General features: G+C 67.2%; 17 protein-coding genes and 1 tRNA gene. 12 read left to right on the top strand and 6 right to left on the bottom strand.

Annotation, left to right across the window (positions count from 1 at the left end; all coding sequences use genetic code 11):
* The first annotated feature begins 143 nt into the window (after positions 1-143).
* A complete protein-coding gene (locus CA236_RS02010; protein WP_125944359.1) occupies positions 144-692 on the top strand; it encodes an NAD(P)H-dependent oxidoreductase in 549 nt (182 codons plus the stop codon).
* 66 nt (positions 693-758) lie between these two features.
* Here CA236_RS02010 and gyrB read toward each other — a convergent pair whose 3' ends face one another.
* The 4 genes from gyrB to CA236_RS02030 form a co-directional block, all read right to left on the bottom strand.
* Entirely contained in the window at positions 759-3,266 is a 2,508-nt protein-coding gene (gyrB, locus tag CA236_RS02015) for a DNA topoisomerase (ATP-hydrolyzing) subunit B (protein WP_125944360.1), read from the bottom strand.
* 51 nt (positions 3,267-3,317) lie between these two features.
* The gene (locus CA236_RS02020; RefSeq protein ID WP_125944361.1) at positions 3,318-4,580 is read right to left on the bottom strand and encodes an MFS transporter; all 1,263 of its coding nucleotides are present in this window, start codon (positions 4,578-4,580) and stop codon (positions 3,318-3,320) included.
* A 70-nt stretch (positions 4,581-4,650) separates the two neighbouring features.
* On the bottom strand, positions 4,651-5,694 hold the full coding sequence (recF, locus tag CA236_RS02025) for a DNA replication/repair protein RecF (RefSeq protein ID WP_125944362.1): 1,044 nt from the start codon (positions 5,692-5,694) through the stop codon (positions 4,651-4,653).
* A gap of 64 nt (positions 5,695-5,758) precedes the next feature.
* Positions 5,759-5,995, bottom strand: coding sequence for a hypothetical protein (locus CA236_RS02030; protein ID WP_145118613.1), 237 nt, complete (start codon positions 5,993-5,995; stop codon positions 5,759-5,761).
* 274 nt (positions 5,996-6,269) lie between these two features.
* Here CA236_RS02030 and CA236_RS02035 point away from each other — a divergent pair, with 274 nt between their 5' ends.
* On the top strand, positions 6,270-6,482 hold the full coding sequence (locus CA236_RS02035) for a cold-shock protein (protein WP_046408900.1): 213 nt from the start codon (positions 6,270-6,272) through the stop codon (positions 6,480-6,482).
* Positions 6,483-6,533: 51 nt separating this feature from the next.
* Positions 6,534-6,737: a hypothetical protein gene (locus tag CA236_RS02040; protein WP_046408901.1), complete on the top strand. Its 204-nt coding sequence runs from the start codon at positions 6,534-6,536 to the stop codon at positions 6,735-6,737.
* 159 nt (positions 6,738-6,896) lie between these two features.
* Here the strand turns inward: CA236_RS02040 and CA236_RS02045 are convergent, their stop codons facing one another.
* Positions 6,897-7,694: a Coq4 family protein gene (locus CA236_RS02045; protein WP_046408902.1), complete on the bottom strand. Its 798-nt coding sequence runs from the start codon at positions 7,692-7,694 to the stop codon at positions 6,897-6,899.
* A 152-nt stretch (positions 7,695-7,846) separates the two neighbouring features.
* Between CA236_RS02045 and CA236_RS02050 the strand changes: the two genes are divergently transcribed.
* The 3 genes from CA236_RS02050 (at position 7,847) to bla (ending at position 10,050) form a co-directional block, all read left to right on the top strand.
* Positions 7,847-8,539 carry an HAD family hydrolase gene (locus CA236_RS02050; RefSeq protein ID WP_125944364.1) on the top strand — a complete coding sequence of 231 codons (693 nt, stop codon included), beginning with the start codon at positions 7,847-7,849 and terminating at the stop codon, positions 8,537-8,539.
* A 113-nt stretch (positions 8,540-8,652) separates the two neighbouring features.
* A complete protein-coding gene (locus CA236_RS02055) occupies positions 8,653-9,012 on the top strand; it encodes a hypothetical protein (protein ID WP_125944365.1) in 360 nt (119 codons plus the stop codon).
* A gap of 123 nt (positions 9,013-9,135) precedes the next feature.
* Positions 9,136-10,050 carry a subclass B3 metallo-beta-lactamase gene (gene bla / locus CA236_RS02060; RefSeq protein ID WP_125944366.1) on the top strand — a complete coding sequence of 305 codons (915 nt, stop codon included), beginning with the start codon at positions 9,136-9,138 and terminating at the stop codon, positions 10,048-10,050.
* 16 nt (positions 10,051-10,066) lie between these two features.
* Here the strand turns inward: bla and CA236_RS02065 are convergent, their stop codons facing one another.
* Complete coding sequence (locus CA236_RS02065) at positions 10,067-11,488, bottom strand: sigma-54 dependent transcriptional regulator (protein WP_046408904.1); 1,422 nt, start codon at positions 11,486-11,488, stop codon at positions 10,067-10,069.
* Between the two features lie 125 nt (positions 11,489-11,613).
* Between CA236_RS02065 and CA236_RS02070 the strand changes: the two genes are divergently transcribed.
* From CA236_RS02070 to CA236_RS02095, 6 genes are all read left to right on the top strand, one after another.
* On the top strand, positions 11,614-11,751 hold the full coding sequence (locus tag CA236_RS02070) for an aa3-type cytochrome c oxidase subunit IV (RefSeq protein ID WP_082102894.1): 138 nt from the start codon (positions 11,614-11,616) through the stop codon (positions 11,749-11,751).
* Positions 11,752-11,754: 3 nt separating this feature from the next.
* Positions 11,755-12,891 (top strand): NAD(P) transhydrogenase subunit alpha, encoded by a 1,137-nt coding sequence (locus CA236_RS02075; RefSeq protein WP_125944367.1) that lies wholly within the window; start codon positions 11,755-11,757, stop codon positions 12,889-12,891.
* Positions 12,892-13,039: 148 nt separating this feature from the next.
* Complete coding sequence (locus CA236_RS02080) at positions 13,040-13,339, top strand: NAD(P) transhydrogenase subunit alpha (RefSeq protein WP_046408906.1); 300 nt, start codon at positions 13,040-13,042, stop codon at positions 13,337-13,339.
* A gap of 124 nt (positions 13,340-13,463) precedes the next feature.
* Positions 13,464-14,972, top strand: coding sequence for an NAD(P)(+) transhydrogenase (Re/Si-specific) subunit beta (locus CA236_RS02085; protein WP_046408907.1), 1,509 nt, complete (start codon positions 13,464-13,466; stop codon positions 14,970-14,972).
* 121 nt (positions 14,973-15,093) lie between these two features.
* Positions 15,094-16,068: a winged helix DNA-binding protein gene (locus CA236_RS02090; protein WP_164518830.1), complete on the top strand. Its 975-nt coding sequence runs from the start codon at positions 15,094-15,096 to the stop codon at positions 16,066-16,068.
* A gap of 94 nt (positions 16,069-16,162) precedes the next feature.
* Positions 16,163-16,238: transfer RNA gene (locus CA236_RS02095), tRNA-Val, on the top strand.
* Positions 16,239-16,298 lie beyond the last annotated feature (60 nt).

Consider the following 16,298-nt stretch of genomic DNA (forward strand, 5'->3'; position numbering starts at 1 on the left):
GGAAGGAACGGATCGGAAGGATCGTCGGTCATCCCGCTACGACTGGCGGGGGCGGCAATCGTTCCGCTGGGGCGGGGCTGGATCGGGGACCGTAGCCGTGGCCGCGTCTTTCATGCCGGGGTGGCGGCCAACAGGAGTATGTCATGGCTTTGCGCATCGCCTCGATCGTCGGCAGCCTGCGGCGCGATTCGCTCAACCGGCGACTGCATGACGCGCTGCTTCGCCTGGTACCGGCCGACCTTTCCTTTCACGACGTGCCCATCGGCGACCTGCCACTCTACAACCCGGACGAGGAGGCAGACCCGGCCGAGCCGGTACGGCGGCTGAAACGCGCGATTGCGGAGGCCGACGGCGTGCTGTTCGTCACGCCCGAATATAATCGATCGATCCCCGGGGTTCTGAAGAACGCGCTCGACCATGGATCGCGCCCGCCGGGGGAAAGCGTGTGGGCGGGGCGGCCGGCCGGCATCATCGGGGTGTCGCAGGGCAAGATCGGCACGGCGCTGGCGCAGCAGCACCTGCGCAACATCCTGGCCTATCTCGACATGCCGACGCTGGGGCAGCCGGAGGCGTTCATCCAGTGGAGCGACGCGATGCTGGATGCGGACGGCACGATCGGCGCTGGCAGTCGTGCGTTCCTGCAGGGCTGGATGGACCGCTTTGCCGGCTGGGTGCGGCGGCACGCGGGCTGAGCGACGCGGCGTGCGCGGGGAAGGGGCACCGGCCGCGCCGGCGCCCCCTTGGTTCGCGATGCGCGATCAGACGTCGAGGTTGGCGACGCTGAGCGCGTTTTCCTGGATGAACTCGCGGCGCGGCTCGACCACGTCGCCCATCAGGCGCGTGAAGATCTCGTCCGCGACATCCGCCTGGTCGATCGCGACCTTCAGCATCGAGCGGTTGTTGGGATCGAGCGTCGTTTCCCACAATTGCTCGGCGTTCATTTCGCCAAGACCCTTGTAGCGCTGGATCGCAAGGCCCTTGCGCCCGGCGGCGAGGATCGCTTCCAGGAGCTGCGACGGGCGGGCGACGAGCGTTTCGCCCTTGCCGATCACCAGCGCCTCATCCGCCTCGCCCTCATCGACGATCGCGCCGTCGAGCGTCGCGTCCGGCGCCGGCTCCTCGGTGCGGTCACCGGCCTTGAGCGAGACGAGCTTGCGCGCGCTGTCGTACAGGTCGGCATGTTCGGCAGCGAGGCCGTGCAGCTTGCGCGCCTCGGCCGACGCGACGAACGCGGCCTCGACGATGTGGTGATCGGTCACGCCGCGCCAGAAGCGCTGGAAGTGGAAGCCGCCCTCCGGCGTCATCTGCGCCGTCCAGCGGGCCTCGGGATCGCCCTGGTCGAGCCGGCGGGTCACCTGCGCGAGGCGGGTGGCGCGTTCGGCAGGGTCGATCTGCGGATCGAGCGCGCCGCCCAGCGCCAGCGTCTCGATGATCACCGGATCGTAGCGGCGCGGCACGTAGCGCATCAGCGTGCGCATGCGGCGCGCGTGATCGACGAGGTTAAACAGCGGCGCACCGGTGCCGACGCCATCGAGCGTCGTCGCCTGCGTACCGTTGCGGACGAGGTAATCGTCGAGCGCCGCCTCGTCCTTGAGGTACTCGACGGCCTTGCCGCGCGTCGCCTTATAGAGCGGCGGCTGGGCGATATAGAGGTGCCCCGCGCTGATCAGATCGGGCATCTGGCGATAGAAGAACGTCAGCAGCAGCGTGCGGATGTGCGCGCCGTCAACGTCTGCGTCGGTCATGATGACGATCTTGTGGTAGCGCAGCTTCTCGAGGTTGAACTCGTCGCGGCCGATGCCGGTGCCCATCGCCTGGATCAGCGAGATGATCTCCTTCGACGAGAGCATGCGATCCTCGCGCACGCGCTCGACGTTGAGGATCTTGCCGCGGATCGGCAGGATCGCCTGGAACTCGCTGTTGCGGCCCGACTTGGCAGAGCCGCCGGCCGAATCGCCCTCCACGATGAACAGTTCGGACTTGGCCGGATCCTTCTCGCGGCAATCGTGCAGCTTGCCGGGGAGGCCGCCCATCGATCCCATCACCGTCTTGCGGCTGGCGTCGCGTGCCTTGCGCGCCGCCTCGCGCGCGGCGGCGGCGTCGATCACCTTCTGGATGATCTGGCGCGCGTTCTGGGGGTTTTCCTCCAGCCAGTCGGCCATCTTGTCGGCGAGCAGGCTTTCGAGCGGCTGGCGCACCTCGGAGCTGACCAGCTTGTCCTTGGTCTGCGAGGAGAATTTCGGGTCCGGCAGCTTGACCGAGACGATTGCGGTCAGCCCCTCACGCATGTCGTCGCCGGTGAGCGAGACCTTCTCCTTCTTCAGCATCCCCGACTTGTCGGCATAGGCATTGAGCGTACGCGTCAGTGCCGAGCGGAAGGCGGCGAGGTGGGTGCCGCCGTCACGCTGCGGGATGTTGTTGGTGAAGCACAGGACGTTTTCGTAGTAGGAATCATTCCACTGCAGCGCGACGTCGATGCCGATGTCATCACGCTGGCCGGAAATGGCGATCGGCTCCGGGAACAGCGCGGCCTTGGTGCGATCCAGCCACTTCACGAACGCGGCAATGCCGCCCTCGTAATAGAGCTCGACCGTCTTGGGCTCCTCGTGACGTGCGTCGGTGAGGAACAGGCGGACGCCCGAGTTGAGGAAGGCGAGCTCGCGATAGCGGTGCTCCAGCTTCTCGAAGTCGAACTCGGTGATCTTGAAGGTGGCGGGCGAGGGGAGGAAGGTGACGCGGGTGCCCTTCTTCCCCTCAGGCGCCTTGCCGACGACCTTCAGCGGAGCGACGGCGTCGCCATGGGTGAAGCGCATGTAATGCTCCTCCCCATCGCGCCAGATGGTGAGATCGAGATATTCGGACAGCGCGTTGACGACCGAGACGCCGACGCCGTGGAGGCCGCCGGAGACCTTGTAGGCATTGTCGTTCGAGGTGTTTTCGAACTTACCGCCGGCGTGAAGCTGGGTCATGATGACCTCGGCCGCCGAGACGCCTTCCTCCGGGTGGATGCCGGTGGGGATCCCGCGGCCGTTGTCGGTGACGCTGACCGAGCCGTCCGGGTTCAGCGTGATGTCGATCCGGTCGCAATGGCCGGCCAGCGCCTCGTCGATCGCATTGTCCGAAACCTCGAACACCATGTGATGGAGGCCCGATCCGTCGTCGGTATCGCCGATGTACATGCCCGGCCGCTTGCGCACCGCGTCCAGGCCCTTCAGCACCTTGATCGAGGAGGCGCCGTAGTCGTTCGAATTCTGCTGATCTGCCATGCCAATCATATAGGCATGGCGGCGCTGCAACGAAAGCGAAATGGCGCGCGTTCAGGCCGGTTGCGCGTGCGCCTGGACGTGCGGGAGCGGCCGTTCGCGCAGGGTAAGGAACAAAACCGCCGCCAGCGCCAGCGCGATCGCCGCCATGGTGAGCGCGGCGCCATAGCTGCCGGTGGCATCGTACAGCCGCCCGAAGGCAGTGATGCCGGTGGCGGTGCCGAACAGGCCGATCATCACCAGCAGGCCGTAAAGCTCCCCAAAGGCGCGCAGGCCGAACAGGCGGGTGGCGAGATAGGGCAGCAGATCATGCTCCGCGCCGTTCATCAGCCCGGCAAGGAACACCAGCATCAGCATCAGCGGCAGGCCAGGCGCGGGGAGTTGCAGTCCGACAAAGGCGAGCGCCGACACGGTGGCGAAGGCGGCGGCGGTCGCTTGCGGCCGGTAGCGGTCGACCAGCGCACCCATGACGAGCCGGCCGACGACCTGGCTGGCGGCGAAGGCAGTGACGAGCAAGGCGGCGGCGGCGGGCGTCAGGCCGCGATCGGTGCCGAGCGGGACGAGCGAGGTGACGAGGCCGACGCTCGCGATGTTGATCAGCGCCGCGGTGGCGCCGAGCCGCCAGTAGCGGGTGTCGCGCCGGGTTTCCGCGCCGGTCATGCCCTCGACCGGCAGCGCTGCGGCGGGATCATCGGGATCGGGGCGGGTGGGGGCAGTCCGTTCGTGCCGCAGGAGGTAAAGGACGGCGGGAAGCGCGAGCAGCGCGACGATGAGGCCGAGTGCGACGAAGCCGGCGCGCCAGCCATAAGCGGCGATGATGATGCCGAGCACCGGGGCGAGCGCCAGCGACGAGATCGAAATGCCGGAGGTGGCGACGCCGAGCGCAATGCCGCGCCGCGCCTCGAACCGCTGGGCGATCAGCTTGCCATAGACGATCGCGCTGGTGCCCGGGACGGTGAGCGCGAGGCCGAAGATCAGCACCTGATATTGCCACAGCGGCCCCGAGAGCGATGCCATGCCGGCATAGACGAGGCCGAGCAGCAGCATGGCGAGGATGATGATCGCCTTCACCCCGATGCGGTCGGCGAGGCGGCCGAGGAACGGGACGGTGAGGCCGCCGAGCAGCCCGAGGCCGGCGGCAGTGGCGATGTCGCCGCGCGTCCAGCCGAATTCGCCCACCGGGCCGGCGATGAACAGGCTGGACAGATTCTGGAACAGCCCGGGTCCGGTGCCGATGCCGATCATCGCCGCGACGACCACAGGCCAGCCGAGACGCCACTCGCCGGCGCGGGCCGGGCGGTGCGTGTTCCTCTCCATGACGGTGATGGTAGCGCGCGGGGCGGGCGCGTCCAGCGATTATGGCGGGGTCGGGCGTGGGGTCGCGCGCCTAACCGAGCGCGATGCGGGTCGCATCCTCGCCGATCGCGGCGAACAGCGCAGGCTCGGTACCGGTCATCCAGACCTGCGCATGGCCGCTGAGCCGGTCGAACAGCGCGGCGCGGCGGGCGGGGTCGAGATGCGCGGCAACCTCATCGAGCAGCAGGATCGGCGGCTGGCCGCGGCGCTCACCCACGAGCGCGGCATGGGCGAGGACGATCGACAGGAGCAACGCCTTCTGCTCGCCGGTCGAGGCCTGGGCGGCGGCGATCTGCTTGTCGCGGTGGGTGACGTGGAGATCGGCACGGTGCGGCCCGACGAGGGTGCGACCGGCGGCGGCATCGCGCGCGCGGCCGGCGGCAAGCGCGGCAAGCAGCGCGTCGGCGTCGCCGCTCCACCCCTCCAGGGCCAATGTGGCGCGGGGGAAGTCGGTATCCGAGGTGCCGGCAAGTTGGGCGGAAACCGCGCTTACCGCCTCCCGCCGGGCGGCGTCGATCGCCGCGCCATGCTGCGCCATTTGCGCCTCCAGCGCTGAGAGCCACTCGCGGTCGGGAAATGGCTCCGCCAGCAGCTTGTTGCGGGCGCGCATCGCGGCGTCGTAGCGGGTCGATTCGGTGGCGTGACCGGGCACCAGCGCGAGCGTCAGCCGATCGAGGAAGCGGCGGCGCTCGCTCGCGGGTTCGACGAACAACCGGTCCATCGCGGGGGTGAGCCACAGCACCGACAGCCATTCCGCCAGCGCATTGCCAGGGGCGGCGGCGCCGTTGATGCGGATGACGCGGCGCTCGGGCGCGCTCGCCAGCGTGCCGGTCGCGATCTCCGTCGTATCGTCCAGCGTGGCGGCGATGCCGAAGCCGCCTGGCCCGTCGCGGCGCGCGATATCGCCGAGGCTGGCGCGGCGCAGGCCGCGACCGGGCGCGAGCAGCGAGACCGCCTCCAGCACATTGGTCTTGCCCGCGCCATTGGGGCCGGTGAGCAGCACGAACCCCGCCCCGGGGGACAGCGCCAGCGCGGAATGGCTGCGCACGTCGGTCAGCACGAGCCGGCGGATCATCGCCGCCGCTCTACTGTGGCTTGGGAAAAGGCGAAAGCGCCGTGTTGTGCGCGCCGGCGCGCGCCTAGTGGCGGAGGCGCGGGCGATCGCGGCGCAGGAGCGTCGCACTCGCCAGTGCAACGATGGCGTCGCCCGACTGGAGAGCGGCGATGCGGCGAGCATAGCCGGCGGCGAGGCCGCGATGCGCATGGCGCGCCTCGAATGTCGGCGCGGACGTGGCGCGCACGACCGATAGCTGGTGGCGGAAATACAGTTCGTTGAGGTCCATCATCGTGCCTTCAGAAGGGGTAAGCGAAAGCACGTCGGTCTCTCAGCCGATGACGCCTACAGATCAGAACTGCCACCGATGAAATCTACATGGGGAACGGGGTAATTTCCGCAACGGTCGCGCCAAAATATATCGGCCTGGGCCGGGGCTGGCTATTTTCAGGAATATTGTCTATATCGGCGGGGCTACAGTCGCAAATCGAACGGTCTTTGGCGCTTTGTGGCACCTTCTTCCTTCTTTCCCTGCTGCCGCGGCACCGGACGATCCGCTCTTTGGATCGGCCAGCCAAAAATGAAGGAATAAGCACATGGCCCAGATCGGCACCGTAAAGTTTTTCAACATGGACAAGGGCTTCGGCTTCATCGCGCCGGACAATGGCGGCGCGGACGCGTTCGTGCACATCTCCGCCGTCGAGCGCGCGGGCTTCGCCACGCTGCAGCAGAACCAGCGCGTCAGCTATGAAATGGAGACCGATCGTCGTGGCCGTTCGAGCGCCGTGGCGCTTGAAGCCGCGGAGTAAGGACATGCGGGTCGGCCGATCGCCGGCCCGTTTTTTTTCAGGAGCGAAACCATGGCCGATGATGCCGTCACCTATCGCGCTCGCGCGGCCGCCGAAACGGCCAATGCGAACGCCGCAACGCTCGACAATGTGCGCGAGCGATGTGAGCGGGCAGCGCGGGCGTGGGGCGTCATGGCCGACCGCGCCGAACGGGTGAGCACCCAGCGGATGGAGCGCGAGGCGGCCACCGCCGCCCAGCGGACCGCCGAGGGCTGACCCAGCAACAGCGATCAGCGCCCGGCTGAGAACAGCCGGGCGCTGGCGCTTTTTTCCTTTCTTGATGACGCTGCGGTCAAAGGCGCTGCCTTTAAAAGGCGTCGCGTTTGATGCAGTCGCGGACCGCCGCTGCCGGCGGCCCTGCGTCCATGCTGCGGGTCAGGCGGCGAGCGGCATGTCCTTCTGCTGTGCCTCTTCGCGGCGCTGGCTGAGATAGGATGCCATTTCCTCACCCAGTTCCGCCTGCGCGCGGCGATAGAGCACTGGCTCGGTCAGGCCGAGGCGCTTGCGCGCGGCGCCGAGCGGCTCGTGCATCAGCTTCAGATAATCCTCGCCGGCGAGCCATTTCGCAGCCTTGCCACGCTGATATCCCTCGAGCACGGCGCGGGCGAACAGCGTGCCCTTGGTAATGCGCAGGCTCTTGAGCGCGGCGGCCGAGCCGATGAAGGCCCAGCCTGCACCGCCGACCTGGGCGTAGCTGAACGCGACCAGTGCCGCCTCGCCCAGGCTTTCGTCGGCCTTGTAGCCGGTCAGCACGTGCCAGATGTCATGGATGTCGCGGGTGCGGCGACCAAACCAGGCGTAGGGATGGTTGATCTCGACATTGTCATTGCCTTCGCGGCTGACGGCGACGAGGCCGTCGGCCGAATAGCCGGTGCTGTCGAGGAAATCGCGATAGGCGGCGCCGACGGTGCCGGGCGCGAAGCTGTCGACCCAGGCACGATCGGAAAAGCGCTCCGACAGTTCGGCCTGCTCGCGGGCGATGCGGCCACCCTCTTCGGTGCCGAGCAGCTTGGCATAGCCCCATTCGGTACTGCCGACGTTCAATGCGCGCATGATGCGGAACACCTGCACCGTGTCGTCGCCGTTGTTCAGCAGCTTCTTGATTGCGTCGAAGGCAGTGTTCCAGTCACGCCGGCCGGTGCTGCCGGGGAAGGGAGGTAGCTTAGCGGCCATGTGTTCGGCTCCTTACTGACAGGCATGTCAATAAATCATCGCACGAGGGGCGTCAATTGTTCCCGGCGACTGCTGACACAATTCGTTACGCGATGGTTCCAAAGATGAGCCCGGCTGGCGACGCGGCCGGCGCCGCTGTTAAAGGGGCCGCAATGCCAATCGATCTTATATGCCTCGATGCCGACGATACCCTGTGGCACAACATGCGCTTCTTCGCCGCGGCGGAGGACGCCTTTGTGGCGATGCTGGCACCCTTTGCCGAGGCGGGGATCGCACGCGACCGGCTGGCGGCGGTCGAGGTGCGCAATCTGCCGCTGTACGGCTATGGCGCCAAGAGCTTCACCCTGTCGATGATCGAGACGGCGCTGGAATTCGGCGCGGACGCGCGGGCGATCGGCGACGTGCTGGAGGCAGGGCGCGCGCTGCTGGCGCATCCGGTCGAGCTGTTGGATGACATCGAGGACACGCTGGCTGCCCTCGCGGAGCGTGCGCGGCTCGTCCTCGTCACCAAGGGCGACCTTTTGCATCAGGAAATGAAGCTGGCCGCATCGGGACTGGGCGAGATGTTCCACGGCGTCGAGATCGTCAGCGACAAGAAGGAGGAAACCTTTGCGCGGCTGTTCGAACGCTACGGCGTGCCGCCCGCCCATGCCCTGATGGCGGGCGATTCGATGCGCTCGGACGTCCTGCCGGCGCTCGCCGCCGGGGCATGGGCGGCATATGTGCCGCAGGCGGGCGCCTGGGCGCATGAGGTGGCGCCGCCGCCAACCGACGCGGCGCGATTTCGCGAGCTGGCGAACCTGGCGGAGCTGCCCGACTGGGTGCGGGCGATCGAGGAAGGATAGCGGCGGCCGGCGCCCGAAATCGTCGCCAAGCTGTTGACCCTGCAGCAAAACTGGAACAGCTTCGGCCGACAGACGTCTGATACGGGGCGAGACATCGTAGCAGGAGAGGTCGGATGAAGGTTGTCCTAGCCGCAGCATTGCTGGTCGCTGGTGGAAGCGCGAGTGCGCAGAGCACGTTCTCCGTGCCAGGCACCGCGCCAGGCTCCCCGACGCCGCTCGGCACCTTCGGCGGCCTGAATGATCCGGCGTTCAGTTCCACCGTGCTGATCCCGACTGCCACAACGCCGGTCATGTATCGCGAGCGTCTGGAACGCGCGCAGATGGTGGACGAGATGTTCCCGGAACTGGGCGCCAAGCTGTCGAAGAAGAAGATCGCCGGTTTCGATCAACTGCGGCGTAACAAGGAATATCAGCGAGCCGAACGCAAAGCGCGCTGGGCGCGGATCGAGGCGAGCGGCGACGCGAACCAGTAAGTCTGCGTAGCGCCGCCCGCGCGTCACTGGCCGCGGGCGGCGCAGCGCTCATCGCATCCCTCCCGTCTCCTCTTGTCGCCGCGCTGGCGTGCGGCGACAAGGCGGGGAAAGGGAGATCATTACATGGTGTGCCGAACCGGCATTGTTGTTGCCGCGCTGCTGATTGGCGGTAGCGCCGCTGGGCCCGTCGTGGCGACCGGACCGGGTACAGGTGCCGGGCAGCAAGCGAGCGATCCGCTGACCCGGCCGCTGGCCGTTGAGCGCGAATCGACGTGGCTGGCACCGCGCGCGCCGGAGAAGATCTTCGGTACCACCTATCTGGTCGGGTTCGGCGGGCTGAGCGTCGCATTGATCGATACGGGCGCGGGGCTGATCCTGGTCGACGGCGCGCTGCCGCAGGCGGCGCCGCGAATCCTGGACAATGTTCGCAAGCTCGGGTTCAAGCCCGGCGACATCAAATACATTCTGAGCACCGAGCCGCATTTCGACCATGCCGGCGGGCTCGCCGCGCTGGTGCGCGATACCGGTGCAACGGTGGTGGCGAGCGATCGCGCCGCCGAGGAGCTGCGCACGGGGCGGCTGGGCAAGGACGATCCGCAACTCGCCTATGACCACAGCTTTCCGCCGGTGGCCAAGGTGCGCACGCTGGCGGACGGCGAGCGGCTGACGCTGGGCAAGGTGACGGTGACGGGGCATCGCACCGCGGGGCATACGACCGGGAGCATGAGCTGGAGCTGGCCTGCGTGCGAGGGCGCGACATGCCGGACGATCGTGTTTGCCTCGAGCCTCAACCCGGTGTCGGCCGAGGGGTATCGTTACAGTGCGCCGACGAGTGCGGGGATTCGTGATGCCTTTGCGCAGACCTATGCCACGATGAAGGCGATGCCGTGCGACATCCTGATCACCGCCCATGCCGATCAGGGCGGGGCGACAGGGCGCTATCTGACCGAGCCGGGCGCCTGCCGCGCGCTGGCCGAGGCGTCGGAGCGCGCACTGGCGGCACGGCTGCGCAAGGAGGCGGCGGGGACGGCCGAATAGGGGCGGTCGACGCCAATCAGGCGGCGTTGTCGATGCCCAGCTCGCCCAGCTTGCGGTAGAGCGTCGAGCGACCGATGCCGAGCCGGCGTGCAACCTCCGTCATTCGGCCGCGATAATGGCCGATGGCGAGGCGGATGACGTCTGCCTCGATCTCCTCCAGCATGCGCAGATTGCCGTCCGGGCGGAACAGCTCCACGCCGCCTGAGGTCGCCATCTGCTGCGGCTGGGGCGTGCGGACGCGGCGGGTGTTGAGCGTCGCGATCTGCGGGAAATCGGTGCGGGTCAGCGCATCGCCCTCACACAGCACTGCGGCGCGGAACAGGGCGTTCTGAAGCTGGCGCACGTTGCCGGGCCAGTCATAGTCCATCAGGAGCGCGAGCGCGTCGTCGGTGATGCCCAGCTGACGCAGTCCGGGCTGAAGTGCGATGCGGGCGAGCAGGTGGCGGGCGAGCGCGGGGATATCCTGCGCGCGTTCGCGCAGCGGCGGGATGGTGACCGGCACGATGTTGAGGCGGAAGTACAGGTCCTCGCGGAAATTGCCGGCCTCCACCTCATCCACCAGCCGCTTGCTGGTGGCGACGATGACGCGCACGTCCACCTCGCGCGGGTGGCGGCCGCCGAGCGGGTGAACCAGCCCGGTCTGGATCGTGTCGAGGAGGCGCGCCTGCGTTTCCAGCGGCATTTCGCCGATATCGTCGATGAACAGGGTACCGCCATCGGCCTCCACGAACTTTCCGATCTTGCGATCAAAGGCGCCGGCGAAGGCACCGGTCTCGTGGCCGAACAATTCACTGTCGAGCTGATTGGCGGGCAAAGCGCTGCAATTCACCGACAGCATGGGCTTCTTGGCGCGCGGGCTGGCGGCGTGCACCGCCTCTGCCACCACTTCCTTGCCGACGCCGCTTTCGCCCTCGATCAGGACGGCGACACGGGCGCGGGCCGCCTTGGCCGCGACCGCGAGCGCGGCGCGGAATTGCGGGGCGGAGCCGACGATCTCGTCGAAGCCAAGCATCGCCGGGATCTTTTCGGTCAGCGGGCGAAGCTCTCCGGCCGCCGTATCCGCCACCGCCGCGTCGAGCGCCTGGAGCAGCCGTTCGGGCGCGAGCGGCTTTACGAGGAAGTCCGTCGCCCCGGCACGCATCGCGTTCACCGCATGGGCGACCGAGCCATTGGCGGTCACCACCAGCACCGGCAGCGCGGGCCGGCGGGCGCGCAGTTCCGCGATCAACGCGGAGGCATCGGCATCCTCCCCCCAATGATCGAACAGGATGGCGTCGAGCTGCATCCCCTCCTGCGTGCCGAGCATGGCGATCGCCGTTTCGGCATCGCTGGCGAACAAGGTGCGCCATCCACCGCGAGAGGCGAGCGCCGCCACCAGCCGGCGCTGCGCGGGCTCGTCATCGATCAGCATCAGCATGCGCTGGCCGTTTCGCGTCATGATTCGTCCCGTTTCATCCAGTGCCCCACTTTATGGCATGCAAGTAAAAGCTCGCTTAAGCAGGCTTGAGGCGAAGGCGCCGACCGGACTAAGACGAACTTCAAAGCAGTGGAAAGAGGATTACAATGGCCCAGCACAGCGCAAATCACCATGGCGACATGAAGGCGCATGAAGCAACCTATGGCAGAGTCATGGGCATGTTGAAGTGGGGAACGATCGTCTGCGTGGCGCTGGTTGCGTTCGTCGTCTGGCTGATCGCCTGAGCCATGAAGATCGCTGTCCTCAAGGAGGGGGCGGACGGCGAACGGCGAGTGGCGGCGACACCGGAGACGGTGAAGAAGTTCATTCAGCTAGGCGCTGATCTGGCCGTGGAGGCTGGCGCAGGCGCCAGCGCCTCGATCGCCGACCAGGCGTACCGCGATGCGGGCGCCACGGTCGCGGACCGGGCAGGGGTGGTCGACGGGGCGGACATCATCCTGGGTGTCCAGGGCCCCGATCCCGCCTCGATCACCAATGCCAAAAGGGGCGCCTGGCTGGTTGCGGGGCTGAACCCGTTCGGCACGGGCGAACAGGGCGGACGGGCACGGGTGGACGCCTATGCCGCCGCCGGGCTCGAGGCGCTGGCGATGGAGTTCATGCCGCGAATCACTCGCGCGCAATCGATGGACATCCTATCGTCGCAGTCGAATCTCTCGGGCTACAAGGCGGTGCTGGATGCCGCGGCGGAATATGACCGCGCCTTCCCGATGATGATGACCGCGGCGGGCACGGTATCGGCCGCCAAGGTATTCGTGATGGGTGTCGGCGTCGCGGGCCTCCAGGCGATCGCCACCGCGCGCCGCCTCGGCGCGCAGGTGTCCGCCACCGACGTGCGCTCCGCGACCAAGGAACAGATCCTCTCGCTCGGCGCCAAGCCGATCTTCGTCGAGAATGTGAAGGGGATCGAGGGCGAAGGCTCGGGCGGGTACGCGACCGAGATGAGCGAGGAATATCAGAAGGCGCAGGCCGAGCTGGTTTCCAGCCATATCGCCAAGCAGGATATCGTGATCACCACCGCGCTGATCCCGGGACGGCCCGCGCCGCGCCTGGTCAGCGACGCGCAGATCGCGACCATGCGGCCGGGCAGCGTCATCGTCGACCTGGCAGTGGAGCAGGGCGGCAATGTCGAGGGCGCCGTCGCGGGCGAAATCGTCGAGCGGCACGGCGTCAAGATCGTCGGGCATCGCAACGTGCCCTCGCGGCTGGCGACGGATGCCTCAGCGCTGTTTTCGCGCAACCTGTTCAACTTCCTGTCCGCCTTCTGGGACAAGGATCTCGGCCGGCCGGTGCTGGACGAGGAAATCGGAGACGCCGTGCGGCTGACCCGCGACGGCCAGATCGTCAGTCAGAGGCTGCTGTCGTGATCCTTCCTCCCCACATCGGGGAGGGGACCGCGGCGCGGGGCGCCGTGGCAATGTTTCGGAACTGTCGGCGCCCGTCGCGGCGCATCTCCACCACCGGCACGCCGCCGGGGGTCAGCCCTTCTGCGCGCGGAAGGATCAGGAGTAGATCATGTCTTTCATAGCGATCCTGTCGATCTTCGTGCTGGCGTGCTTCGTCGGCTATTTCGTGGTCTGGTCGGTCACGCCGGCGCTGCACACGCCGCTGATGGCGGTGACCAACGCGATTTCCTCCGTCATCATCGTCGGCGCGCTGATCGCGGCCGCGGCGAGCGGATCGCCCACCGCCAAGTGGCTGGGGCTGCTGGGCGTGGTGCTGGCCAGCGTCAACATCTTCGGCGGCTTTGCCGTCACCCAGCGGATGCTGGCGATGTACAAGAAGAAGGAGCGGCCGGCGGCCGCCAAGCACTGACGACAACAAGCGGCTCCGATCCAACGAGACGGGGCCACGTCCAACAACGTCGCGCTCGGGCAGGGCGGTTCCGGCTTCGGCAGGAACGACGAACGCCGGGACGACGAACAGGGGGTAGAGGATAGTGGATCACGTCGCGGACAATCCCTGGGTGGCGCTTGCCTACCTGATATCGGGCGTGTGCTTCATCATGGCGCTGCGCGGCCTGTCGAGCCCGGAAAGCAGCCGTCGCGGTAATCGCTATGGCATGATCGGCATGGCCATCGCCGTCGTGACGACGCTGGTGACGCACGTGCCGACCATGCCGGTGCTCGCGGTGGGCGAAGTCGCCGGCTATGATTATGCGACGATCCTGCGGCGGGTCGACACGCTGTCGGTGATCGAGATCCTGCTGGCGATTGGCCTGGGTGCGGTGATCGGCGTGGTGACCGCGCGGCGGATCGCGATGACGGCGATGCCGCAGCTGGTCGCGGCGTTCCACAGCCTCGTCGGCCTTGCCGCGGTGCTGGTGGCGATCGCCGCCTTCCTCAACCCGGTCGCCTTCGGCATCGCCGACGTCGTCACGCCGCTGATCGGTGCGCCCTTTGCCGCGATCCATGGCGTCAGCCGGATCGAGATGATCCTGGGCGTCGCGATCGGCGCGATTACCTTCTCGGGCTCGGTCATCGCCTTCCTGAAGCTGAACGGCAACATGGGCGGCGCGCCGATCATGCTGCCGGCCCGCCACGCGATCAATCTGGGCGTGGCGTTGATGATCCTGTGGTTCTCCTTCTCCTTCTGGCTGACGCAGTCGCCGTTCGATTTCTGGATCGTCGTCGCCCTGTCGTTCGCGATCGGTTTCCTCCTGATCATCCCGATCGGCGGCGCCGACATGCCGGTCGTGGTGTCGATGCTGAACAGCTATTCGGGCTGGGCCGCAGCGGCGATGGGCTTCACGCTGCACAACACCGCGATGATCATCACCGGCGCGCTGGTCGGCAGCTCGGGCGCGATCCTGAGCTACATCATGTGCCGCGCGATGAACCGCAGCTTCATCAGCGTGATCGCCGGCGGCTTCGGCGCGGAAGCGTCGTCGGGCGGCGGCGGCGGGGCGCAGATCGACCGGCCGTGGAAGCGCGGCTCGGCCGAGGACGCGGCGTTCCTGATGAGTCAGGCCGAGCAGGTCATCATCGTCCCCGGCTACGGCATGGCGGTCGCCCAGGCGCAGCACGTGCTGCGCGAGATGGCCGACAAGCTGAAGGAGCAGGGCGTGCGCGTGAAATACGCAATCCACCCAGTTGCCGGCCGCATGCCCGGGCATATGAACGTCCTGCTCGCCGAGGCCAACGTGCCGTATGACGAGGTGTTCGAGCTGGAGGATATCAATTCCGAGTTCGCGCAGACCGACGTAGCGTTCGTCATTGGCGCGAATGACGTGACCAATCCCGCGGCAAAGACCGACAAGACCTCACCAATCTACGGCATGCCGGTGCTGGATGTGGAAAAGGCCAAGACGGTATTGTTCGTGAAGCGATCGATGGGCGGGGTCGGCTATGCCGGCGTCGACAATGAAGTATTCTATCGCGACAACACGATGATGCTGCTGGCCGACGCCAAGAAGATGGTCGAGGAGATCGTCAAGGCGCTGGACTAACCTGATCCGGTCCGGATTGGATGCAAAACCGACCATCAATTGTCATCCATTTCGGATGATGGATTGTCGAATGGCGTAAAACATTACAGGAATGTCGGAAATCGCCGTTCGGAGTCAGAAGATGCATTTGATCCATCGTGATTATCACGCCGGGGGGGATTCGTCGGGCTTTGACGCCCTGATCATCGGTGGCGATCGGCACCCTGGCGGGGATAAGGGCTGGGGTGAGGATGAGGGCGGGGGCGAGGACGCAGCTGCCGCGCTGGAGATGTGTGGCGGCCGGGTGGTCGGTAGCGGCACGCTGAGCGATGCGCCCGCCCGCCTCGCGACACTGGCGACGCGGCCGCTGATCCTGCTCGATCTGCGGCAGGTCGAGGATGAGGCGATCAGTGCCGGCCTGTCCCGGCTGGACGGCATGGCGGCCGGGCGCGACCTGGCGATGGTCGCCGCCATCACCCCGGCGCAGATCGATGTGGTGGCCGCTGGCCTCGTCCTGTCGCGCCACCAGATCCTGTGCGATCCGCAGCCGGCGGACTGGATCGCCGCCATGGCCGGCGCTCGGGGGGCAGACCGGCTGGTCCTGCATGATCGGATCAACGAGGGCGAGGCGGCGCGGCTGGCGAAGCTGAACGCGGAAGTGGCGCGGATCGCCGACGTGCTGGCGAAATTGTCCAAGCATGACGAGCCGATGCGCACCGCGATCGTGGCTGAACCCAGCTTCGACTATGCAGCCGAGCAGCGCACCGATTCGATCACCGCGGCCGATATCCGCCAGATCGTCCGCTCGCGCCGGCTGCGCGATCGCTATGTCGGGCCTGGGCTGTTCGAGGATCCCGCCTGGGACATGATGCTGGACCTGTATGCCGCGCATCTGAAGCGCGCGCATGTTTCGGTGTCCAGCCTGTGCATCGCGGCGGCGGTGGCGCCGACGACGGCGTTGCGCTGGATCTCCCGCCTGACCGAGGCGGGATTGTTCGAACGCCGCCCGGACCCGTTCGATCGACGCCGTGCCTTCATGTCGCTGACCGAAAGCGGTCTGGACGCGATGCGCCGCTATGTCGCCATGGCGCGCACCTTGGGACTGCCGATCATCTGACGCGCCCCCGGGTCAGCGTGCGGAGGTGGCGTTGGCGTCTCAAGGAGCCTTGTGCGATCGGCGCGGGACGCTAAAGGAGCATCCTCCCGCAAGGGGGCGCTTAGCTCAGCTGGTAGAGCGGCTCGTTTACACCGAGTAGGTCGGCGGTTCGAACCCGTCAGCGCCCACCACCTGCAAAGCCGCAGTATTCCTATGTGGTGATCGGCGCGGACTCTCACCGCTCGATTTTT

The sequence above is a fragment of the Sphingomonas sp. ABOLG genome (assembly GCF_003950435.1).
Taxonomy (GTDB): Bacteria; Pseudomonadota; Alphaproteobacteria; order Sphingomonadales; family Sphingomonadaceae; genus Sphingomonas; species Sphingomonas panaciterrae.

Excerpts from the sequence above, each read along its gene's own strand:
- CA236_RS02010 (WP_125944359.1), top strand. The coding sequence starts at position 144 with ATGGCTTTGCGCATCGCCTCGATCGTCGGCAGCCTGCGGCGCGATTCG.
- CA236_RS02055 (WP_125944365.1), top strand. The coding sequence starts at position 8,653 with ATGAAGGTTGTCCTAGCCGCAGCATTGCTGGTCGCTGGTGGAAGCGCG.
- CA236_RS02080 (WP_046408906.1), top strand. The coding sequence starts at position 13,040 with ATGTCTTTCATAGCGATCCTGTCGATCTTCGTGCTGGCGTGCTTCGTC.
- CA236_RS02070 (WP_082102894.1), top strand. The coding sequence starts at position 11,614 with ATGGCCCAGCACAGCGCAAATCACCATGGCGACATGAAGGCGCATGAA.
- CA236_RS02090 (WP_164518830.1), top strand. The coding sequence starts at position 15,094 with ATGCATTTGATCCATCGTGATTATCACGCCGGGGGGGATTCGTCGGGC.
- CA236_RS02020 (WP_125944361.1), bottom strand. The coding sequence starts at position 4,580 with ATGGAGAGGAACACGCACCGCCCGGCCCGCGCCGGCGAGTGGCGTCTC.
- bla (WP_125944366.1), top strand. The coding sequence starts at position 9,136 with ATGGTGTGCCGAACCGGCATTGTTGTTGCCGCGCTGCTGATTGGCGGT.
- CA236_RS02045 (WP_046408902.1), bottom strand. The coding sequence starts at position 7,694 with ATGGCCGCTAAGCTACCTCCCTTCCCCGGCAGCACCGGCCGGCGTGAC.
- CA236_RS02075 (WP_125944367.1), top strand. The coding sequence starts at position 11,755 with ATGAAGATCGCTGTCCTCAAGGAGGGGGCGGACGGCGAACGGCGAGTG.
- CA236_RS02050 (WP_125944364.1), top strand. The coding sequence starts at position 7,847 with ATGCCAATCGATCTTATATGCCTCGATGCCGACGATACCCTGTGGCAC.
- CA236_RS02065 (WP_046408904.1), bottom strand. The coding sequence starts at position 11,488 with ATGACGCGAAACGGCCAGCGCATGCTGATGCTGATCGATGACGAGCCC.
- recF (WP_125944362.1), bottom strand. The coding sequence starts at position 5,694 with ATGATCCGCCGGCTCGTGCTGACCGACGTGCGCAGCCATTCCGCGCTG.
- CA236_RS02040 (WP_046408901.1), top strand. The coding sequence starts at position 6,534 with ATGGCCGATGATGCCGTCACCTATCGCGCTCGCGCGGCCGCCGAAACG.
- CA236_RS02035 (WP_046408900.1), top strand. The coding sequence starts at position 6,270 with ATGGCCCAGATCGGCACCGTAAAGTTTTTCAACATGGACAAGGGCTTC.
- gyrB (WP_125944360.1), bottom strand. The coding sequence starts at position 3,266 with ATGGCAGATCAGCAGAATTCGAACGACTACGGCGCCTCCTCGATCAAG.